The organism is Subtercola boreus (genome assembly GCF_003399645.1).
Taxonomy (GTDB): domain Bacteria; phylum Actinomycetota; class Actinomycetes; order Actinomycetales; family Microbacteriaceae; genus Subtercola; species Subtercola boreus_A.
The window spans coordinates 155531-172587 of record NZ_NBXD01000012.1; the positions used below are offsets into that span (position 1 = coordinate 155531).

14 protein-coding genes are annotated in these 17057 nt (G+C 68.3%); 7 read left to right on the forward strand and 7 right to left on the reverse strand.

The window, feature by feature from the left end:
* Positions 1-62: 62 nt before the first annotated feature.
* Positions 63-1343, forward strand: a complete 1281-nt coding sequence (clpX, locus tag B7R24_RS05425; RefSeq protein WP_116417951.1) for an ATP-dependent Clp protease ATP-binding subunit ClpX — start codon at positions 63-65, stop codon at positions 1341-1343.
* Between the two features lie 75 nt (positions 1344-1418).
* Positions 1419-2573, forward strand: coding sequence for a benzoate/H(+) symporter BenE family transporter (locus tag B7R24_RS05430; protein WP_216363623.1), 1155 nt, complete (start codon positions 1419-1421; stop codon positions 2571-2573).
* 39 nt (positions 2574-2612) lie between these two features.
* Here the strand turns inward: B7R24_RS05430 and B7R24_RS05435 are convergent, their stop codons facing one another.
* From B7R24_RS05435 to B7R24_RS05460, 6 genes are all read right to left on the reverse strand, one after another.
* Positions 2613-3152, reverse strand: a complete 540-nt coding sequence (locus B7R24_RS05435; RefSeq protein WP_116417953.1) for a hypothetical protein — start codon at positions 3150-3152, stop codon at positions 2613-2615.
* 236 nt (positions 3153-3388) lie between these two features.
* Positions 3389-3643 (reverse strand): hypothetical protein, encoded by a 255-nt coding sequence (locus B7R24_RS05440; protein ID WP_253259279.1) that lies wholly within the window; start codon positions 3641-3643, stop codon positions 3389-3391.
* A gap of 22 nt (positions 3644-3665) precedes the next feature.
* Complete coding sequence (locus B7R24_RS05445) at positions 3666-4115, reverse strand: GNAT family N-acetyltransferase (RefSeq protein ID WP_116417954.1); 450 nt, start codon at positions 4113-4115, stop codon at positions 3666-3668.
* A gap of 4 nt (positions 4116-4119) precedes the next feature.
* Entirely contained in the window at positions 4120-6771 is a 2652-nt protein-coding gene (valS, locus tag B7R24_RS05450) for a valine--tRNA ligase (RefSeq protein WP_116417955.1), read from the reverse strand.
* Between the two features lie 67 nt (positions 6772-6838).
* A complete protein-coding gene (locus B7R24_RS05455; protein WP_172582718.1) occupies positions 6839-8209 on the reverse strand; it encodes a wHTH domain-containing protein in 1371 nt (456 codons plus the stop codon).
* Entirely contained in the window at positions 8206-8823 is a 618-nt protein-coding gene (locus tag B7R24_RS05460) for a hypothetical protein (RefSeq protein ID WP_116417957.1), read from the reverse strand. Before B7R24_RS05460 ends, B7R24_RS05455 begins: the two co-directional genes overlap by 4 nt.
* A 131-nt stretch (positions 8824-8954) precedes the next feature.
* On the opposite strand from B7R24_RS05460, the gene B7R24_RS05465 reads away from it, so the two are divergent.
* Genes B7R24_RS05465 through B7R24_RS05475 form a run of 3 tightly spaced genes read left to right on the forward strand, consistent with a single transcriptional unit; the run spans position 8955 to position 11972 of the window.
* Entirely contained in the window at positions 8955-10031 is a 1077-nt protein-coding gene (locus B7R24_RS05465) for a hypothetical protein (protein ID WP_216363624.1), read from the forward strand.
* 4 nt (positions 10032-10035) lie between these two features.
* Positions 10036-10749, forward strand: a complete 714-nt coding sequence (locus tag B7R24_RS05470) for an ABC transporter ATP-binding protein (protein WP_116417958.1) — start codon at positions 10036-10038, stop codon at positions 10747-10749.
* Positions 10746-11972 carry an ABC transporter permease gene (locus tag B7R24_RS05475; RefSeq protein WP_253259280.1) on the forward strand — a complete coding sequence of 409 codons (1227 nt, stop codon included), beginning with the start codon at positions 10746-10748 and terminating at the stop codon, positions 11970-11972. The genes B7R24_RS05470 and B7R24_RS05475 overlap by 4 nt, the downstream gene beginning before the upstream one ends.
* A 498-nt stretch (positions 11973-12470) precedes the next feature.
* Here the strand turns inward: B7R24_RS05475 and B7R24_RS05480 are convergent, their stop codons facing one another.
* On the reverse strand, positions 12471-14372 hold the full coding sequence (locus tag B7R24_RS05480; RefSeq protein ID WP_116417960.1) for a phosphoenolpyruvate carboxykinase (GTP): 1902 nt from the start codon (positions 14370-14372) through the stop codon (positions 12471-12473).
* A 138-nt stretch (positions 14373-14510) separates the two neighbouring features.
* Here B7R24_RS05480 and B7R24_RS05485 point away from each other — a divergent pair, with 138 nt between their 5' ends.
* Positions 14511-15950 (forward strand): helix-turn-helix transcriptional regulator, encoded by a 1440-nt coding sequence (locus tag B7R24_RS05485; protein WP_116417961.1) that lies wholly within the window; start codon positions 14511-14513, stop codon positions 15948-15950.
* A gap of 101 nt (positions 15951-16051) precedes the next feature.
* Positions 16052-17029 carry a hypothetical protein gene (locus B7R24_RS05490; protein ID WP_147303971.1) on the forward strand — a complete coding sequence of 326 codons (978 nt, stop codon included), beginning with the start codon at positions 16052-16054 and terminating at the stop codon, positions 17027-17029.
* Positions 17030-17057 lie beyond the last annotated feature (28 nt).

Sequence of the window (17057 nt, forward strand, 5' to 3'; positions counted from 1 at the left end):
GAGCGCCGCTGTCGGCGGCACGGGTTAGGCTCTACCCAGGGTCATCGACGAGGAGGATGGGCATGGCACGCATCGGGGAGAGCGCCGACTTGCTCAAGTGTTCCTTCTGTGGCAAGAGCCAGAAGCAGGTGCAGCAGCTCATTGCCGGCCCGGGCGTCTACATCTGCGACGAGTGCGTCGAACTCTGCAACGAGATCATCGAAGAGCGGCTCTCCGAGACGGGCGAGGAGGCCTCGAGCGAGTTCGAGCTGCCGAAGCCCAAGGAGATCTTCGCCTTCCTCGAGGAGTACGTCATCGGCCAGGAGCAGGCGAAGAAGTCGCTCGCCGTCGCCGTCTACAACCACTACAAGCGGGTGCGCTCGAAGAATACCCTCACCTCTGCCGACGCCGTCTCGAACGAAGTCGAACTGGCGAAGAGCAACATCCTGCTCATCGGCCCGACCGGGTGCGGCAAGACCTACCTCGCGCAGACTCTCGCGAAGCAGCTCAACGTTCCGTTCGCCGTGGCCGACGCCACTGCGCTCACCGAGGCGGGCTACGTCGGGGAAGACGTCGAGAACATCCTGCTGAAACTCCTGCAGGCCGCTGACTTCGACGTGAAGAAGGCCGAGACGGGCATCATCTACATCGATGAGATCGACAAGATCGCCCGCAAAGCCGAGAACCCCTCCATCACGCGCGACGTGTCGGGTGAGGGTGTGCAGCAGGCCCTGCTGAAGATCCTCGAGGGTACCGTCGCGTCGGTACCGCCGCAGGGTGGGCGCAAGCATCCGCACCAGGAGTTCATCCAGATCGACACGACGAATGTGCTGTTCATCGTGGCGGGCGCCTTCGCGGGGCTCGAGGAGATCGTCGCCGAACGAAGCGGCAAGCGGGGCATCGGCTTCAACTCGCCACTGCACTCCAAGCGCGACGACATCAACCTCTTCAGCGAGGTTCTGCCCGAAGACCTGCACAAGTTCGGCCTGATCCCCGAGTTCATCGGCCGGCTTCCCGTCGTCACGACCGTCACGCCGCTCGACCAGGTGGCGCTCATGCAGATCCTCACCGTTCCGCGCAATGCCCTCGTGCGCCAGTACCAGCGCATGTTCGAAATCGACGGTGTCGAACTCGACTTCGAGAAAGACGCCCTCGAGGCGATCGCCGATCTGGCGGTGCTTCGAAAGACGGGCGCCCGTGGTCTCCGCGCCATTATGGAAGAGGTGCTCGGTCCGGTCATGTTCGAGGTGCCGTCGACCGACGAGGTGGCCAAGGTCATCATCACGCGCGAGGCGGTCGTCTCCAACGCGGCTCCGACGATCGTGCCTCGCGTGAGCCCGCGTCGCATCGAGAAGTCGGCGTAACCCGTAGCCGGCACGACGGGGGCCACGCCCTCCGCTGACTCCTCGCCGACCGGCACCCCGGGCATCCTGCAGCCGGTGGCGGCGGGTGTCGTCGCGGGCATCACCGGGTTCGCCAGCTCGTTCGCGCTGGTCATCGCTGGCCTGCACGCCGTCGGGGCTTCGGATGCCCAGGCCTCTTCGGGCCTGCTGGCGTTGTGTCTCGCGGTGGCCCTGCTCTGCATCGTGCTCGCCCGGGTCTACCGGATGCCGATCTCGTTCGCCTGGTCCACACCCGGGGCCGCGCTGCTGATCGCGGCCAGCGCCACAACGAGCAACTTCTCGGCCGCCGTCGGCGCGTTCGCGGTGTGCGGGGTTCTCATCGTGCTCTGCGGGCTGTGGCCTGCGCTCGGGCGGGCGATCACCCGCGTTCCGAAGTCCATCGCGAGCGCGATGCTGGCGGGCATCCTGTTCCCGATCTGTCTGGCGCCGGTGCTCGCGGTGACACAGATTCCGGCACTGGCGGTGCCCGTCGTGGCCGTGTGGCTCGTGCTGTTCAGGCTCGCGCCGCGGTGGGCGGTTCCCGCGGCGATGCTGGTGGCTGCGGTAGGTATCGGCGTTTCGGCGGGTTCCGGATGGCTGTCGCAATCGTCTGTTTCCCTGGCGCCCGCCCTCACCTTCGTGTCCCCGACCTTCGACGCGTTCGTCATCGTGAGCCTCGGGCTGCCGCTGTTCATCGTCACCATGGCCGGCCAGAACGTTCCGGGGTTCGTCGTGATGTCGACGCTCGGCTACACCGTTCCACCTCGGCCCGTGCTCGTCGCCTCGGGTGCCGCAACGGCAGTCGGCGCGTTCTTCGGCGGGCACGCGGTGAACCTCGCGGCGATCACCGCGGCCATCATGGCCGGGCCCGACTCGCACCCGGACCGCTCGCGCCGGTGGATCGCCACCTTCGCTTCGGGGTTCGTCTACATCGTGTTCGGACTCGGCGCCGGCTTCGCGGTGGCGCTCATCTCGGCGTCGCCGCCCATCCTGATCACGGCCGTGGCCGGCCTCGCGCTGCTCGGAGCTCTCGTCGGCGCGGTCACCTCGGCGCTCGAAGATGCAGCGCACCGCATCCCGGCGATCGCGACCTTCCTCACCACCGCGTCGGGAATCGTCATCGTGGGCGTCGGCAGTGCCTTCTGGGGTCTGCTCGCCGGCGGCCTGATCATGCTCGTCTCGGCGTCACCCTGGCCCCGCCGCCGCGCCTGACCCGCTCCGCGTTCGAGGCCGCGGCGCCTGACCCTGCGCTCAACCCGCCGCGCCTGACCACGCCGCGGTAGCGCGCCCAGCGCGGCGCGCGCGAAGGTGCGTCATCCAGAGGGTCGCAAAGGCACCGGTGACGGCACCGAAGGCGGTGTCGACGGTGACCGCCACCACGAAGATGGGCCACATCGCCCAGTAGAGGTCGTTCGGTGAATAGTTTTGGGTGCTCGCGATGCCGAGCGTGGCGAAGGCCAGCGCCGCGAACGAGAGCAGCCACGGGATGATCAGAACGCCGAACGCCGACCAGCCGATCGCCGCCCGGCCCGGAATACCGGCGCGCCGCAGGATCCGGCGGCGCGCCGTGAGCCCGCAGGCCGCGACGATGATCGACGCCGATGCCAGTACGGCCGCCGGCAACCCGTAGTAAACCAGCTGCTGCTGGACGTCGGGCTCACTCACGATCTCACCCTCTGTGAGCGCCAAGCCCAACAGCAGGTAGCCACCCAGGAAGACCGCCGGGATTCCTGCCAACGCGAGACCGTCGAGGCTGAGCTTCAGCAACCCGAAGCCCAGGGCACCGCTCACCAGCGCGGCCCGCCGTTCGCGCGGTGCCAGCTGAGACCGACTCGGGGGCCCACCATCCGTCATCCACCCATGCTGCCCGAGAGTCGAGCATCCGTCAACTCAGCCCCCTGCCACTGTGAGACACGTGCGGACGTGTGAGACCGGCGCAGGCGTCTCACCCGTCCGCACGTGTCTCACATACGGGGATGGGATGGGAGGGGGGAGGAACGGGTGGGGAGGGAAGGGAGGGGGCGCGGTCAGTCGTCGTCGAAGTCGTCGGACTGCGAGACGGTGGCCTCGTCAGTGGCGGGGTCGTAGTCGATGCGGGTTCCATCGTCGAACTCGACGACGGGACGGCCCTCGAGCCAGGTGAGCGTCCAGTACCACATCGACGTGTCGACGTTCTGCTCGGCGAGTTCGCCTTCAGTGTCGAGTACGGCGTCGATGACGGCCTGGGGGAGGCGGGTGGGCGGCTCGTCGCCGCTCGACCAGCGGGTTCCGACGGAAATCATGTGTTCAGCTCCAGAGACGGTTTCAGACCGTGATGTTGTAGGTGACAAAGGCGGTCTTGTCAGCCAGCTTGTCGTAGACCCGCTGTGCGGTGTCGTTACTCGAAGCGGTGATCCAGCGTACGACATCGAGCCCACGATCGGCAGCGAGGGACTTCAGTTCGTTCAGGAGGGAGGTCGCGACTCCGGCACCACGGGCATGCGGGGCGACGAACAGGTCGTCGAGGTACAGGCCGCGCGCCCCGGCGAGAGGTCGCGCGAACTCCCGCACATGTGCGAGGCCGAGGAGGCGGCCGCGGTCGTCGACGGCCACGAAGCCTTCGGTCTCATGCCCGGGGTCGAGCAGCCAGCTCCACACCCGGGCCGCGACGGCGCCCTCTGTGGGCGAACTGTAGAACTGGCCGTAGCCGATGAAGAGCAGCTCCCACTCCGCGTGGTCGCCCACTTCGACCGGCCTGACCGTCACTGTCGCCATCGGCTCAGGCGGGGTCGGTTGCGAGCACGATCTCGACGACCGCGAGCTCCGGACCTTCGACCAGGGTGAGCGTCTCGATGCGCCCGACCTGCTTGAGGTCGCCCTCGGCGAGCTCGAGCTCGGCCAGCAGTTCGGGCGGTCCGGCGATCGTCGCCTCGGCGACGGGCGTCTTCTGGGAGGCCTTGGCGTCGGTCTTCGCCCGGCGGATGCCCACCAGCGCCTGCCCGGCGAGCTTGAGAAGGGTGCCGTGTGCGGGCAACGACGGCGCAGCATCCGGAGCGAACGCCGCTCCGTCGCCCCCGGTCACACCCGTGGGCCAGGTCGCGCGGTGGATGGAGTCACCGTCACCGTGCGTCCACGACCACACCTCCTCGGTCGCGAAGGGGATGAACGGGGCGAGCAGACGCAGCAGCACATCGATGGCCGCCTGCAGGGCGAGCACCGCAGAGGCTTTGGCTCGGGCATCCGACGAGGCGCTGTAGGCGCGCTCCTTGACGAGCTCGAGGTAGTCGTCGCAGAAGGTCCAGAAGAACGTTTCGGTGACTTCGAGTGCCCGGGCGTGGTCGTAGCTCTCGAACGCAGCGGTCGCGGTCGTGATGACCTCATCGAGCTGCGTGAGCATCGACAGGTCGAGCGGGTGGGTGATGCGGGCCGAGGCGCCGTCGACGCCCTCGGGCAGCTCGAACCCGTAGACGAACTTGGCCGCGTTCAGCACCTTGATCGCGAGGCGGCGGCCGATCTTGATCTGGGTCGGGTTCTGCGGGTCGAAGGCAGCATCGGTTCCGAGGCGACTGGAAGCTGCCCAGTAGCGCACGGCATCAGAGCCATGCGTCTCGAGCACATCGGCGGGCGTGACGACGTTGCCCTTCGACTTCGACATCTTCTTGCGGTCGGGGTCGACGATGAAACCGCTGAGGGCGGCGTGCCTCCACGGGGTGCGGCCGTCTTCGAGCGCCGAGCGCAGCATGGTCGAGAACAGCCAGGTGCGGATGATGTCCTGTCCCTGCGGGCGCAGGTCGAACGGTGCGACCAGTTCCCACAGTGACGGGTCGCGCTCCCAGCCGCCCGCGAGCTGGGGGGTGAGGGAGGAGGTCGCCCAGGTGTCCATCACGTCGAGTTCGCCGACGAAGCCGCCGGGGGTGTTGCGGGCGCTCTCGTCGAAGCCGGGTGCGGCATCCGTCGACGGGTCGACCGGCAGTGACGCCTCGGCTGCCACGATCGGCTGGTCGAAGACCGGGTTGCCGTCGCCGTCGAGCGGGTACCAGACCGGAATCGGCACGCCGAAGAAGCGCTGCCGCGAGATCAGCCAGTCGCCGGTGAGCCCGTTCACCCAGTTGTCGTACCGCACTTTCATGAACGACGGATGCCACTGGACCTCGTTGCCCATGTCGAGGAGGCGCTGGCGCAGCTCTTCGTCGCGCGCACCGTTCCGGATGTACCACTGGCGCGTCGACACGATCTCGAGCGGCTTGTCGCCCTTCTCGAAGAACTTGACGGGGTGCACGATCGGCTTGGGGTCTCCGATGAGTTCGCCGGATGCTCGCAACAGGTCGACGATGGCCTGCTTGGCCGAGAAGACCGTCTTGCCGGCGATCTGCGCATACGCATCGCGCCCTGCGTCGCTGGTGATGACATCCGGAGCCTCGCTGATGATGCGCCCGTCGAACCCGATGATCGCGCGGTTCGGCAGCGCCAGGTCGCGCCACCAGATCACGTCTGTCAGGTCGCCGAACGTGCAGATCATCGCGATGCCGGCGCCCTTGTCGGGCTGGGCGAGGTGATGCGCGACGATCGGCACCGAGACGCCGAAGAGGGGGGTGGTGACGGTCGTGCCGAAGAGCGGCTTGAAGCGCTCGTCATCCGGATGCGCGACCAGGGCCACGCAGGCGGCGAGCAGTTCGGGGCGGGTCGTCTCGATGAAGATATCGATGCCGCTGTTCGTGCCGTCGGCGTTCTCCGCGTGGAATGCGATGCGGTGGTAGGCGCCGGGCATGTCTTTGTCTTCGAGCTCGGCCTGGGCGACCGCGGTGCGGAACGTCACGTCCCACAGCGTCGGAGCTTGCGCCTGGTAGGCCTCCCCGCGCTCGACGTTACGGATGAACGCCAGCTGGCTCGCCCGCATCGACGAGTCGGCGATGGTGCGGTAGGTCTGCGTCCAGTCGACGGAGAGGCCGAGCCGGTGCCAGAGCGCTTCGAACTGCTTTTCGTCTTCGACGGTGAGGCGCTCACAGAGCTCGATGAAGTTGCGCCGGCTGATCGGCTTCTGGTCGGCCGCCTTGCCGCTCTTGTTGTCGCCGCCCTCATAGGGGGGCACGAAGTCGGCGGTGTAGGGCAGTGTCGGGTCGCAGCGCACGCCGTAGTAGTTCTGCACGCGGCGTTCGGTCGGCAGGCCGTTGTCGTCCCAGCCGATCGGGTAGAAGACACTCTTGCCGCGCATGCGCTGGAAGCGGGCGACGACGTCGGTGTGCGTGTAGGAGAACACGTGCCCGATGTGCAGCGAGCCGCTCGCGGTCGGCGGCGGGGTGTCGATCGAGTAGACGTTCTCGCGGGTGGTCAGCGCGCGGTCGAAGCGGTAGGTGCCGCGGTCGCTCCACAGCTCATCCCATTTGCCTTCGAGGCCTTCCAGCGCGGGTTTGTCAGGTACGGTCGCGGTCATGGTGAGGCCCTCCAGGCGCTATAGGCGGCACCGAGTCTGGGGTGCCTTTTGTGGTTGCGCAGCCAGTTTACCCGCCGGGGGCGTCGGCTGCGGAGGCAGGGCCGGGCCGCGGGGTCACGGGCGCCGTGCGCGGGTCTTCGACGATGTATCCCAGCTCACGATATGCGTCCATGATCGTGTCGATGCTGAGCCCATGGAGGGCCTTCGTCGCCACAAGCCACGCCGGAATCGGCTTCAGCGGATCGAGCCACGGTGGAAGGGCATCGCCGTCCCTGCTCATCAGCCTGAGCTGCGAGCGCGAGATGGTCGCTCTCTGCGACCCGGTACGGAACCCGAGGATTCGGAGGGTTTCCTTCTTCGTCGGGGCACGCTCCGGATCGCGCCATTTCTTGCCCGTCACCGCAACGCCGTACTCAGCGAGCCGTGCCTGGACCTGCTCTTCGGTCAAGCGGAGACGTTCTGCGGCCCTCTTCACCTGCTGGCGCGAAGCAGGCCGGAATGGCCCAAGATAAGGGGCGAGTCCGTCGAGGTCGACGGTGAGCATGAGCAGGTCGTCTTCGGTGATGACGGCATGTTCGGGCGAGAGGTGTGGAACGTCGGCAAACCCCAGTTCGCGAAGTCCCGCAACGATGAACCCCGGTTGGGCGGCTGTGGCGCGGGCCGCCACAGCCACGTTGCGGAGGCCGACTTCGTCTGTGGAGGACAACCACGGTGCGATCCCATCTGCATTCTGGCTCGCTGCGATCAGCAGCTCAGGAGGCAGAGGCAAGGACTCGAGCGAGTCGGCGCGATAACTGTAATCGATGTGACGCTGCCTCAGTTCGGTGACTACCGTCTGAGAGGGGATATCCAGGGCCCATGACGTCTGCAACACGTCGAAGACACTGATCGGTCGCAGACTGCCGTCAGCGTTCTGTCGTCCACTGAACGACAGCGCCGTGCGAACAGCAGGGGTGCTGGGCGGAAGGGAAGCGGCGTGCGGTGGTACGCCGAGCCCCAGTGACTGCGCGCGGGCGATGACTGTTTCGAGCCGTGACCCCACGATGCGCTCGACGTCATAGAGTGCTGCCGCGGAGGCCGTCCACGGGCTGGTCCTGTATTCCTGTCCATCGCGATAGATCGATTCGGTCAGCCCCAGTAGAACGGCGTCCGAGGGCCGCGCAGGTTCGACGTTCGCGTGTGACTCGGCAGCGATTCCGATCGAACTGTACAGGCCAGCTGCACGCATCCTGGAGAAGCGCCACCGGGTGACCGCGTCAGGGCTCTCGCCAAGGGAGTGGAGGTCGTCGCCGATGATCTGGCCGGCTGCCGAGCACGAATATGGCCTTCCGTGGAGCGTGAGGTCGAGGTTCCCCCGGGAGCCCGCGACGACGACGGCATCGGCGATCCGCGGGTGCGAGAGCGACATCCGCGCCAGCCATTCGGGGTCGCCGATCAAGTGCCAGGCGCCAGCAACGCCGGCCCGAACGCCTCGACGTCGAACGTGTCGGCGGGCCCGGTGATGTGCATCCGCAGCAGGTCACCGAGGGAACCGTCGCGGTTCAGGCGTGCCGTCGTCACCGTGACCGCCTCAGCGATCATGAAGTAGGACATCACCCCGATACCGAAGCGGGAGTTCTGCCACAGCACGACGGGCGGGTCGGCGGAGGCGAAGTCGTGAGCCTCAGCAATGCGAGCTGAGAGGTCGGATGCCCGCACGCCCGCCTGGCAGAACGCGTTCGTCAGCTCGTCCAACCCCATACCTGCACCGCGGTCGACGCAGTCGATGAAACCGCGGCCTGACGCATCGACGCCCTGCTCGACCTCGATGCTCGGTCGGTCGGCGGCAGAGGGAACCGGTGGCTGCCCGAGGAACTCCCTGCGCGCTCGCGCCAGGCGGCAGGCATCCAGCGCATTCTGGTACAGCTCACGAAGCGCCAGCGACGGTTCTCCGTAGAGGTTCTCGCCCATCAGGAATTCACGGATGCGATCCTCGGCCAGGTGGAACCGAAGCCCAGTGGCGGCAATGATCGCCGGTGAACCGGGCTGGGGGAGAAGGAAATCATTGAGCATACGTCGACTTTACACGAACCCCGATTCCCCTCCCTGAGTGTCGTGGTGCTGACTCCCTATACTCGACACATCCGCAGGGGGGTTCTGCGGGTGATGCTGCCCGCAGCGCGGGCCGATACTGGGGTGCCGACGTGGGTGTAGTTCGCAAGTGGGTCTTTCCGATCATCCGTCTGGTTGTGGTCGTCGCCATTGCGGCGGCGCTGTGCAAGCTCGCGTTCTTTCCTGACACGAAAGCCGAGGCGGATGCGGCCGTGCCGACGGGGCAGCTGACCGAGCCGCAGGCGACGGTCGCGACCGGCACGATCTCGAATGACGTGACTCTGAAGGCGACGGTGACCGCGGACCCGGCGTCGCCCATCAGGGCTACCGCGAGCGGGGTGGTCGATGAGGTGCAGGTGAAGGTGGGCGCGACGGTGGCCTCGGGCGACACCGTCTTCGACGTGAAGGTGGAGACGGCCCGCGATCCGGTCGAGACCGTCGCACCCGACGGATCGACGGTGAGCACGGAACGCAAGCCCCTCATCACGTACGTCGAGGTGACGGCGCCGATTGCGGGCATCGTCAGTGCGCTGCCGGTGCTGCCCGAGCAGACCGTCGCGGTTGGAGACGTCGCCGGACAGATCGCGCCGCCGACGTTCTCCGTGACGGGGTCGCTGAACGCGGCCGACCAGTACCGGCTCGTCAGCCAGCCCACCGAGGCGCAGGTCGCGATCACCGGCGGTCCAGCGCCGTTCACCTGCACCGGGCTGACGATCGTCACGCCGCTGGCCGGCTCCGACGGGAGCGGCTCCGGGTCGGGCGGCTCAGGCGGTGACCCGAGCGCAGGAGGAGGCAGCGCGGGCGGCAGCAGCGGCTCGGGCAACACCCTCCGCTGCAGCGTGCCCGCCGACGTGCGCGTCTTCGCAGGGCTGGCCGCCGACGTCACCATCGCTGCGGGCAAGGCCGAGAATGTGCTCGTCATCCCCACGACGGCCGTGGAGGGCACCGCGCTGAACGGTAACGTCTGGTTCGTGCTGCCTGACGGCACGACCGAGCAGCGGCCGGTCATCCTGGGCCTGACAGACGGCAGCTTGGTGCAGGTGGTCTCGGGGCTCGCAGCGGGCGACGCGGTGCTGCAGTTCGTTCCGGGTGCAGCGGCGCCACCGGCGGGCGGCGGCTGCGAGGGTGTGCCGAACTGCTTCGTCGGCGGCGTCGCCGTGGGGGGCTGAGCGTATGACGTTCCTGCAGCTCCGGGGGGTGGGCAGAACCGTCTCCCGAGTGGATGATCGTCCGCTGATCATCCTGAGCGGTGTCGATCTGGCGGTGGAGGTCGGCGACCGCTTGTCGATCGTCGGCCGGTCGGGCTCGGGCAAGTCGACGCTGCTGAACCTGCTGGGGCTGCTCGACTCGCCCACCGAAGGCGAGATCTTTCTGGACGACGAGCCCACCCGGCGTTTCTCCGCCCGGCACCGCGACGTGACACGCGGGCGCGATGTGGGTTTCATCTTCCAGCAGTTCAACCTGCTGCAGGGCCGAACTGCGCTCGAGAACGTGATGACTCCGCTTCTCTACGACACGGGAGCCGTGTTCTGGCGCCGCCGGGCGATTGCGACCGAGATGCTCGACCGGGTCGGGCTCGGGCACCGGCTCTCCTCGACCCCCGACAGGCTCTCGGGCGGCGAGCAGCAGCGCGTCGCGATCGCCCGGGCGCTGGTGCGGCGCCCCCGGCTCATCCTCGCCGATGAGCCCACCGGTGCACTCGACATCGAGACCGGTGAGGCGGTCATGGCACTGCTCGACGAGATCGCGACCGCTTCGGATGCTGCGCTGGTCACAATCACGCACGACCCCGCCATCGCCGCTCTCGCGACACGGCGCTTCCAGCTCGAGAAGGGCGCGCTGGTGGATGCCGCGGCGGCGACTCTGAGTAAGGGAGGGCCCTCGTGAGGGGTCTCGTGACCGCGTTCGTCGGAAGCGTGGTGGAGGCGTGGGCGGAGCTCCGCATCCACCGTACCCGGGTGCTCCTCTCGCTCGTCGGCGTCGCGGTCGCGGTCTGCGCGCTCACCAGCGTCATCGCGCTCGGCAATATCGCCCAGCAGGCGACCGTGGAGACAAGCGAGCGCTCAAGCGGGCGGCCTGCCACGCTGTACGTCTCCGCCTATACCGCAGACGGGTCACCGCCGCCGGCGACCGCGATGGACACGACGTGGAACGAGGCACTGGTGCGGTACGGCGTGCAGTACGCCAGCCGGGTGACACAACAGCAGCTGAGCATCCAGTTCATCGACGGCGTCAGCGTCGTGAACGCCACCCTCGTCGACCCGCCCTACGGCGTGATGCACCGGGTCGAGGTTCAGCGCGGAGCCTGGTTCGCTGCCGACGATGCCACCCGCCTGGCGCCCGCGCTCATCGTGAACGACATCTTCTACGCCAGGCTCGGCTCGCCCGACCTCGGCACGCACCCGACCGTGAGCCTCGTCGGCGCGAAGCCCGTGACGGCTGTGATCGTGGGGGTGACGGCGGCGTTGCCCTACGAAGTCGATCCGAGCATGATGATGCTGAACGACTCGTACGCGAAGCTCGCCGACCAGCTGGTTCAGGATGCTGCCTCCCAGCCCTACTCGTCGTACGAGATGTGGGTTCCGCCGTCGATCTCGGGTGAGTTGACCACTCGCCTCCAGTCGGATTTCTCGGCTTCCCTGGGTGACGGAGCAACAGCGCAGGTCAACCGGCAGGACTACGCGGCCTACGGGGATGATCCCTTTCTGCCGATCAAGCTCATGATCAGCGGCGTCGCCGTGCTCGTGCTGGTGCTCGGCGCGCTCGGGCTGGTCAACATCTCGCTCGTGACCGTGCGGCAGCGCATCCAGGAGATCGGCATCCGCCGCAGCTTCGGAGCGACGGCGTCGCGCGTGTTCTTCGCGGTGATGATGGAGAGCGTGGTCGCCACGGTCGCGGCGGGGGTCGCCGGGGTGATGCTGTCGATTCTCATCTTGAAGAGCCCATGGGTCGAGGACTTCATTGCGCAGGGTGTGACCGACGTGCCCCCGTTCCCGCTCGAGGCGGCGGTGCTGGGTCTTGCGGCGGCGACCGTCGTCGGCGCGATCGCGGGCCTGCTGCCCGCCCTCGTCGCGGTGCGCGTGAAGGTGATCGACGCCATCCGCTACTGACGCGCGCTCTCCCCGCCACCCTGCTTGCCCCAGCCCTGCGCCGCACCCGTCTTGTTCGCGTCGCCATCCCCTCTCGCGCCAACCGAACGGCCATGCAGGGATAGAGCGGTGCGGAGGCGCCACCCGACGCGGCGACCCGCTCACATTCACGGGCGCGGGCGGGGTGGTGGCGGCGGCTCTCACCGCCAGCGGCGAGTGGTTCGGGGCCGGAGGGCTGGACGGGCGCCGGACGACACCCGGAGGCCCCCGCCGCACCGCAATTCAGGCGGGGCTGGCGGGCATCCAACATTCGAACGCGGCGCGCACGCCGCGTTTTGCGCAAAAGCACCCAACCCGGAAATGGTGGGTGCTTTTGCGCACAATGCGGGCTGGTGCCGGTGCGGGCAAGCCGCGCGGGCGGGCGCCGGGCGCGCGGGCGCAAGAGGCGCGGTTGCGGGCGGGCGGCGCGGGGGGCGGGCCGGGCGGGCGCAAGAGGCGCGGGCGGGCGGGCGCCGCAGGCTAGCCGGGGAGCTTCGCGAGGCCCGCGCGGAGGCGCGCGAGCTCGGTGAGGAGGGTGGCGGGCATGCGGTTGGCGCCGAGGGTGTCGAAGTACGCCTGCGTCTCGTCGGCCTCGGCCAGCCAGGCGGCCTTGTCGACGTCTGTGAGGGTCGCGACATCCGTATCGCTGAGCCCGAGGCCGTCGACGTTCAGCTCGTGCACCAGGGGCAGGCCGCCGACGGGGGTCTGGCGGGCGGCGACGTCACCTTCCAGGCGACGGATGATCCACTCGACCACACGCGCATTCTCGGCGAATCCCGGCCAGATGTAGGAGCCGCCTTCGTCTTTGCGGAACCAGTTGACCTGAAAGATCGGGGGAGCCTTCTCGCCCAGCATGTCGCCCATGTCGAGCCAGTGCTGAAAGTAGTCGGCCATGTTGTAGCCCACGAAGGGCAGCATCGCGAAGGGGTCGTGGCGCAGGCGCCCGACCGCGCCGGCCGCGGCGGCGGTCGTCTCCGACGCCATGGTGGCCCCGACGAAGACGCCGTGTGCCCAGCTCTTCGACTGCGAGACCAGCGGAACGGTGGAGGGCCGACGGCCGCCGAACAGAATGGCGTCGATCACGACACCCTCCGGAGCCTCCCAGTCCTCGGCGATCGAGGGGCACTGGTCGGCCGTCACGGTGAAGCGGGCGTTCGGATGCGCCGCGGGGGTTCCCGAGGAGGGCGTCCAGTCATTGCCCTGCCAGTCGAGCAGGTGCGACGGCGGGGTGGGCGTCAGGCCCTCCCACCACACGTCGCCGTCATCGCGCAGCGCCACGTTGGTGAAGATCGTGTTGCCCCACATCGTGTCGACGGCGGTCTGGTTCGTCTCGATGCCGGTGCCGGGGGCGACGCCGAAGAAGCCGCGCTCTGGGTTGATCGCGCGCAGGCGGCCGTCCTGGCCGGGGCGCATCCAGACGATGTCGTCGCCGATCGTCTCGACCGTCCAACCGGGAATGGTGGGCTTGAGCATGGCGAGGTTCGTCTTGCCGCAGGCCGAGGGGAACGCCGCGGCGACGTGGTATGACCTGCCCTCGGGTGACGTCACGCGGATGAGCAGCATGTGCTCGGCCATCCAGCCCTCGTCGCGGGCCATCACCGAGGCGATGCGCAGCGCGAAGCACTTCTTGCCGAGCAGCGCGTTTCCGCCGTAACCCGATCCGAACGACCAGATCTCGCGGGTCTCCGGAAAGTGCGCGATGTACTTCGACGCATTGTGCGGCCAGGCGACATCCTGTGCCCCCGGTGCGAGCGGCGCACCCACACTGTGCAGGGCCGGAACCCAGGGCGTCTCATCGCTGATCAGCTCCAGAACGGAGGTGCCGATGCGGGTCATCAGGGCCATGCTCGCCACGACGTAGGGCGAGTCCGTGACCTGCACGCCCACCTGTGAGAGAGCGCCGCCGACGGGGCCCATGGAGAACGGAACGACGTACATCGTGCGGCCGCGCATGCTGCCGGCGAAGAGGGGGGTCAGCTCGGCCTTCATATCGCCGGGCGAGCGCCAGTTGTTCGTCGGGCCGGCATCCTGCTCGGTGTTCGAGCAGATGAAGGTGCGGTCTTCGACGCGGGCGACATCGGCCGGATCACTGCGCGCCAGAAAGCTGTTGGGCCGCCATTCCGGGTTGAGCCGGATGAGCGTGCCCTGCGAGACCATCAGTTTGGTCAGCTGGTCCCACTGGGCCGTCGACCCGTCGCACCACACGACCTCGGAGGGCTGGGTGAGCGCGGTAACGTCGGCGATCCAGGCCGCGAGCCCGGCGTCGATGCGCAGGCTGGTGGTGGATGCCCGGTCGGGCCGGCTGCCGACGCTGTCGACCCGGGTGGGGTAGGTCGAAGTCGTCGTTGTGTGTGTCGGTCGTTCCAAGAGGCTCACGATCATTCCGCTCTGTGGGGGGATCAGGCATCGTGCGGGAGGCACGTGCAGAAGTTTGTCGGTGTTCTTCCACTCTGGGCCTCGTCTGCACTAGATTCTTGAAGAGCAGCGCGAAAGATCGCCGAATCTTTACAGGAGGCAAAGATGCCAGCCACGATCGACCTCATCACTCTCGGCCGACGCATCCGGCACTTCCGCAAGGCCGCCGACCTCACCCTCGACCAGCTCGGTGAGCGGGTGGGCGCCGTCGGCAGCCAGCTCTCCCTCATCGAGAACGGGCGTCGGGAGCCGAAGTTCTCGCTGTTGCAGTCCCTCGCGACGGCCCTGGGCATCCCGCTCTCCGATCTGCTGAGCGATGAGGCTCCGGATGCGCGCACCGCCCTCGAGATCGAGCTGGCCCGCGCCCAGACCGGTGACCTCTACGCCTCGCTCGGCCTGCCCACCGTTCCGGCGAGCCGCAACCTCCCGCAGGAGACCCTGGAGTCGCTCGTGGGTCTGCACCGTGAACTCATCCGCCGCGCGACGGAGTCGATCACGACCCCGGAGGAGGCCCGCCGCGCGAACACCGAGCTGCGCGACACGATGCGATCTCGCAACAACCACCTTCCGGAGCTCGAGAAGCTCGTCGAGCAGACCCTGGCCCGGGTGGGGCATGAGGGTGGGGCGCTCAGCCACCGTACGGTGAGCCTGCTCGCCGAAGACCTCGGTTTTCGCCTCATCCACGTCAACGACTTGCCGCACTCCGCCCGATCGGTGACCGACCTGGCGAGCGGGCGGATCTACCTGCCCCCGGCATCCATTCCCGGCGGTCACGGCCTGCGTTCGATGGCGCTGCAGGCGATGGCGCACCGCGTGCTGGGTCACCAGCCGCCGCAGAACTATGCAGAGTTTCTGCAGCAGCGGCTAGAGATCAACTACTTCGCGGCGGCCTCGCTGATGCCCGAGGCGGCTTCGGTGAAGTTCCTCCAGGCGGCCAAGGCCCGGCGCGACCTCTCGGTCGAGGATTTCCGTGACGCCTTCGGCGTCACCCACGAGGCAGCGGCCCTGCGGATGACCAACCTCGCCACCTCGCATCTGGGCATCGACGTACACTTCCTGCGCCTCACCGATGACGGGGCCATTCAGAAGGCCTACGAGAACGATGGCCTGCCGTTGCCCCAGGATGTCACGGGCGCCGTCGAGGGACAGTTCGTGTGCCGCAACTGGGCGGCCCGGGTCGCGCTCACCCGAACGAACCGCTCGACCGAGTTCTACCAGTACACCGATACGCCTTCGGGCACCTTCTGGTGCGCGACGCAGACCGGAACCACGGCCGCGGGCGAGTTCTCGATCAGCTTCGGTACGTCGTTCGCCGATGCGAAGTGGTTCCGGGGGCGAGACACCGACAAGCGGGCACAGTCGAAGTGCCCCGACGAGTCGTGCTGCAAGCGGCCGCCCACCGAGCTCGTCGAGCGGTGGTCGAACAGTGCCTGGCCGAGCGCGCGCCTGCACGCGCACGTGCTGTCACCTCTGCCCTCCGGCAAGTTCCCGGGGGTCGACGACCGTGAGGTGTACGAGTTCCTGGAGTCGCACGCCGGGTCGTAGCGCTGGCGGGACGCGGGCGCTGGCGGGACGCGGGCACAGACGCGGCATGCTGGGGTGCGGGGCTGGACGATGACCTAGAGTTGCCGCAAGAGGGGATGACCGTGGATCTGCGTTGGCTGACCGCGCCGGAGGCGGAGGTCGCCGCCGCCATGGCGACGGTGCGCCGAGAATCCCGGCCCGCCTGGGTGCCGTCCCGGCGACCGGTGCTCGTGCACGTCAACCAGTGTCTTCTGCTGTGGTACCTGGCAATCTCCTTCGTCTCCATCGGCGTTCGCGTCGGTTCCTCCGAGGGCGGCCACGTCAGCGCATCCGACGTGCCCTCGATCGTCGTGACGCTGGTGATTCTCGCGCTCTGGCTGAGCGGAACCTTCTGGCTTCACCGGTTCGCCGCCCGGCCGCCCTCGCCGCGGGCACGCCTTCGCGAATGGCGTCAGACGCTGACGGCGCTCGCCAACGGTTTCGAGCCCCGACCGAGCCCGGTCTCGACGTTCTCCTCGCTCATCACGGGCACGGGCCGGGGTCTGCGGGAGTATCCGCGGTTCGTCGCGCCCGGCGTGGAGTTCGGGATGCTCACGGGCCGTGGCGTCGACCAGCGTCGCCGTCGCTCGACCGAGTGGCACTACCTCGCGGTGAAGCTGCCGGCTCCGTTGCCGCATCTCGTTCTCGACGCTGCCTCCAGCGGCCGGCTCACAACCGACCTGCCGGCCGCCTTCGACCGAGCCCAGCGGCTGACGTTGACCCCGGATGTGATGGCTTCGCTCATCGACGACGCCGCGGGCTTCAACGTCGAGACGCTCGACCGGACGCTGGTGTTCTTCTCTCCGACCATCGCCGACTTCACCAGGCTCGAGCCCTGGCTGCGCATCGACGCTCTTCTGGGCGGCGTAGCAGCGCGGCTGGCAGGCAGGGCCGAACGCTACCGAGACGACCGCGTGCCGGGCCAGAGCACCCCGCGGGTGATCCGTGCGATCCAGTACCAGCTGGAGCACCCGGGTACCCGCTGGGTCGAACCGGAACCCCGCATCGGTGCAGACGGCCGCCGTCTCGACCGGCGCGACCGGGGGCGGGGCGGGTGGTAGTGCTCGGGGCGATCGGCTGGTTCGCCCT

Coding starts and splice junctions, on each gene's coding strand:
- B7R24_RS05470 (WP_116417958.1), top strand. CDS start 10,036: ATGACGTTCCTGCAGCTCCGGGGGGTGGGCAGAACCGTCTCCCGAGTG.
- B7R24_RS05445 (WP_116417954.1), bottom strand. CDS start 4,115: ATGGCGACAGTGACGGTCAGGCCGGTCGAAGTGGGCGACCACGCGGAG.
- B7R24_RS05485 (WP_116417961.1), top strand. CDS start 14,511: ATGCCAGCCACGATCGACCTCATCACTCTCGGCCGACGCATCCGGCAC.
- B7R24_RS05460 (WP_116417957.1), bottom strand. CDS start 8,823: ATGCTCAATGATTTCCTTCTCCCCCAGCCCGGTTCACCGGCGATCATT.
- B7R24_RS05480 (WP_116417960.1), bottom strand. CDS start 14,372: ATGATCGTGAGCCTCTTGGAACGACCGACACACACAACGACGACTTCG.
- valS (WP_116417955.1), bottom strand. CDS start 6,771: ATGACCGCGACCGTACCTGACAAACCCGCGCTGGAAGGCCTCGAAGGC.
- B7R24_RS05440 (WP_253259279.1), bottom strand. CDS start 3,643: ATGATTTCCGTCGGAACCCGCTGGTCGAGCGGCGACGAGCCGCCCACC.
- clpX (WP_116417951.1), top strand. CDS start 63: ATGGCACGCATCGGGGAGAGCGCCGACTTGCTCAAGTGTTCCTTCTGT.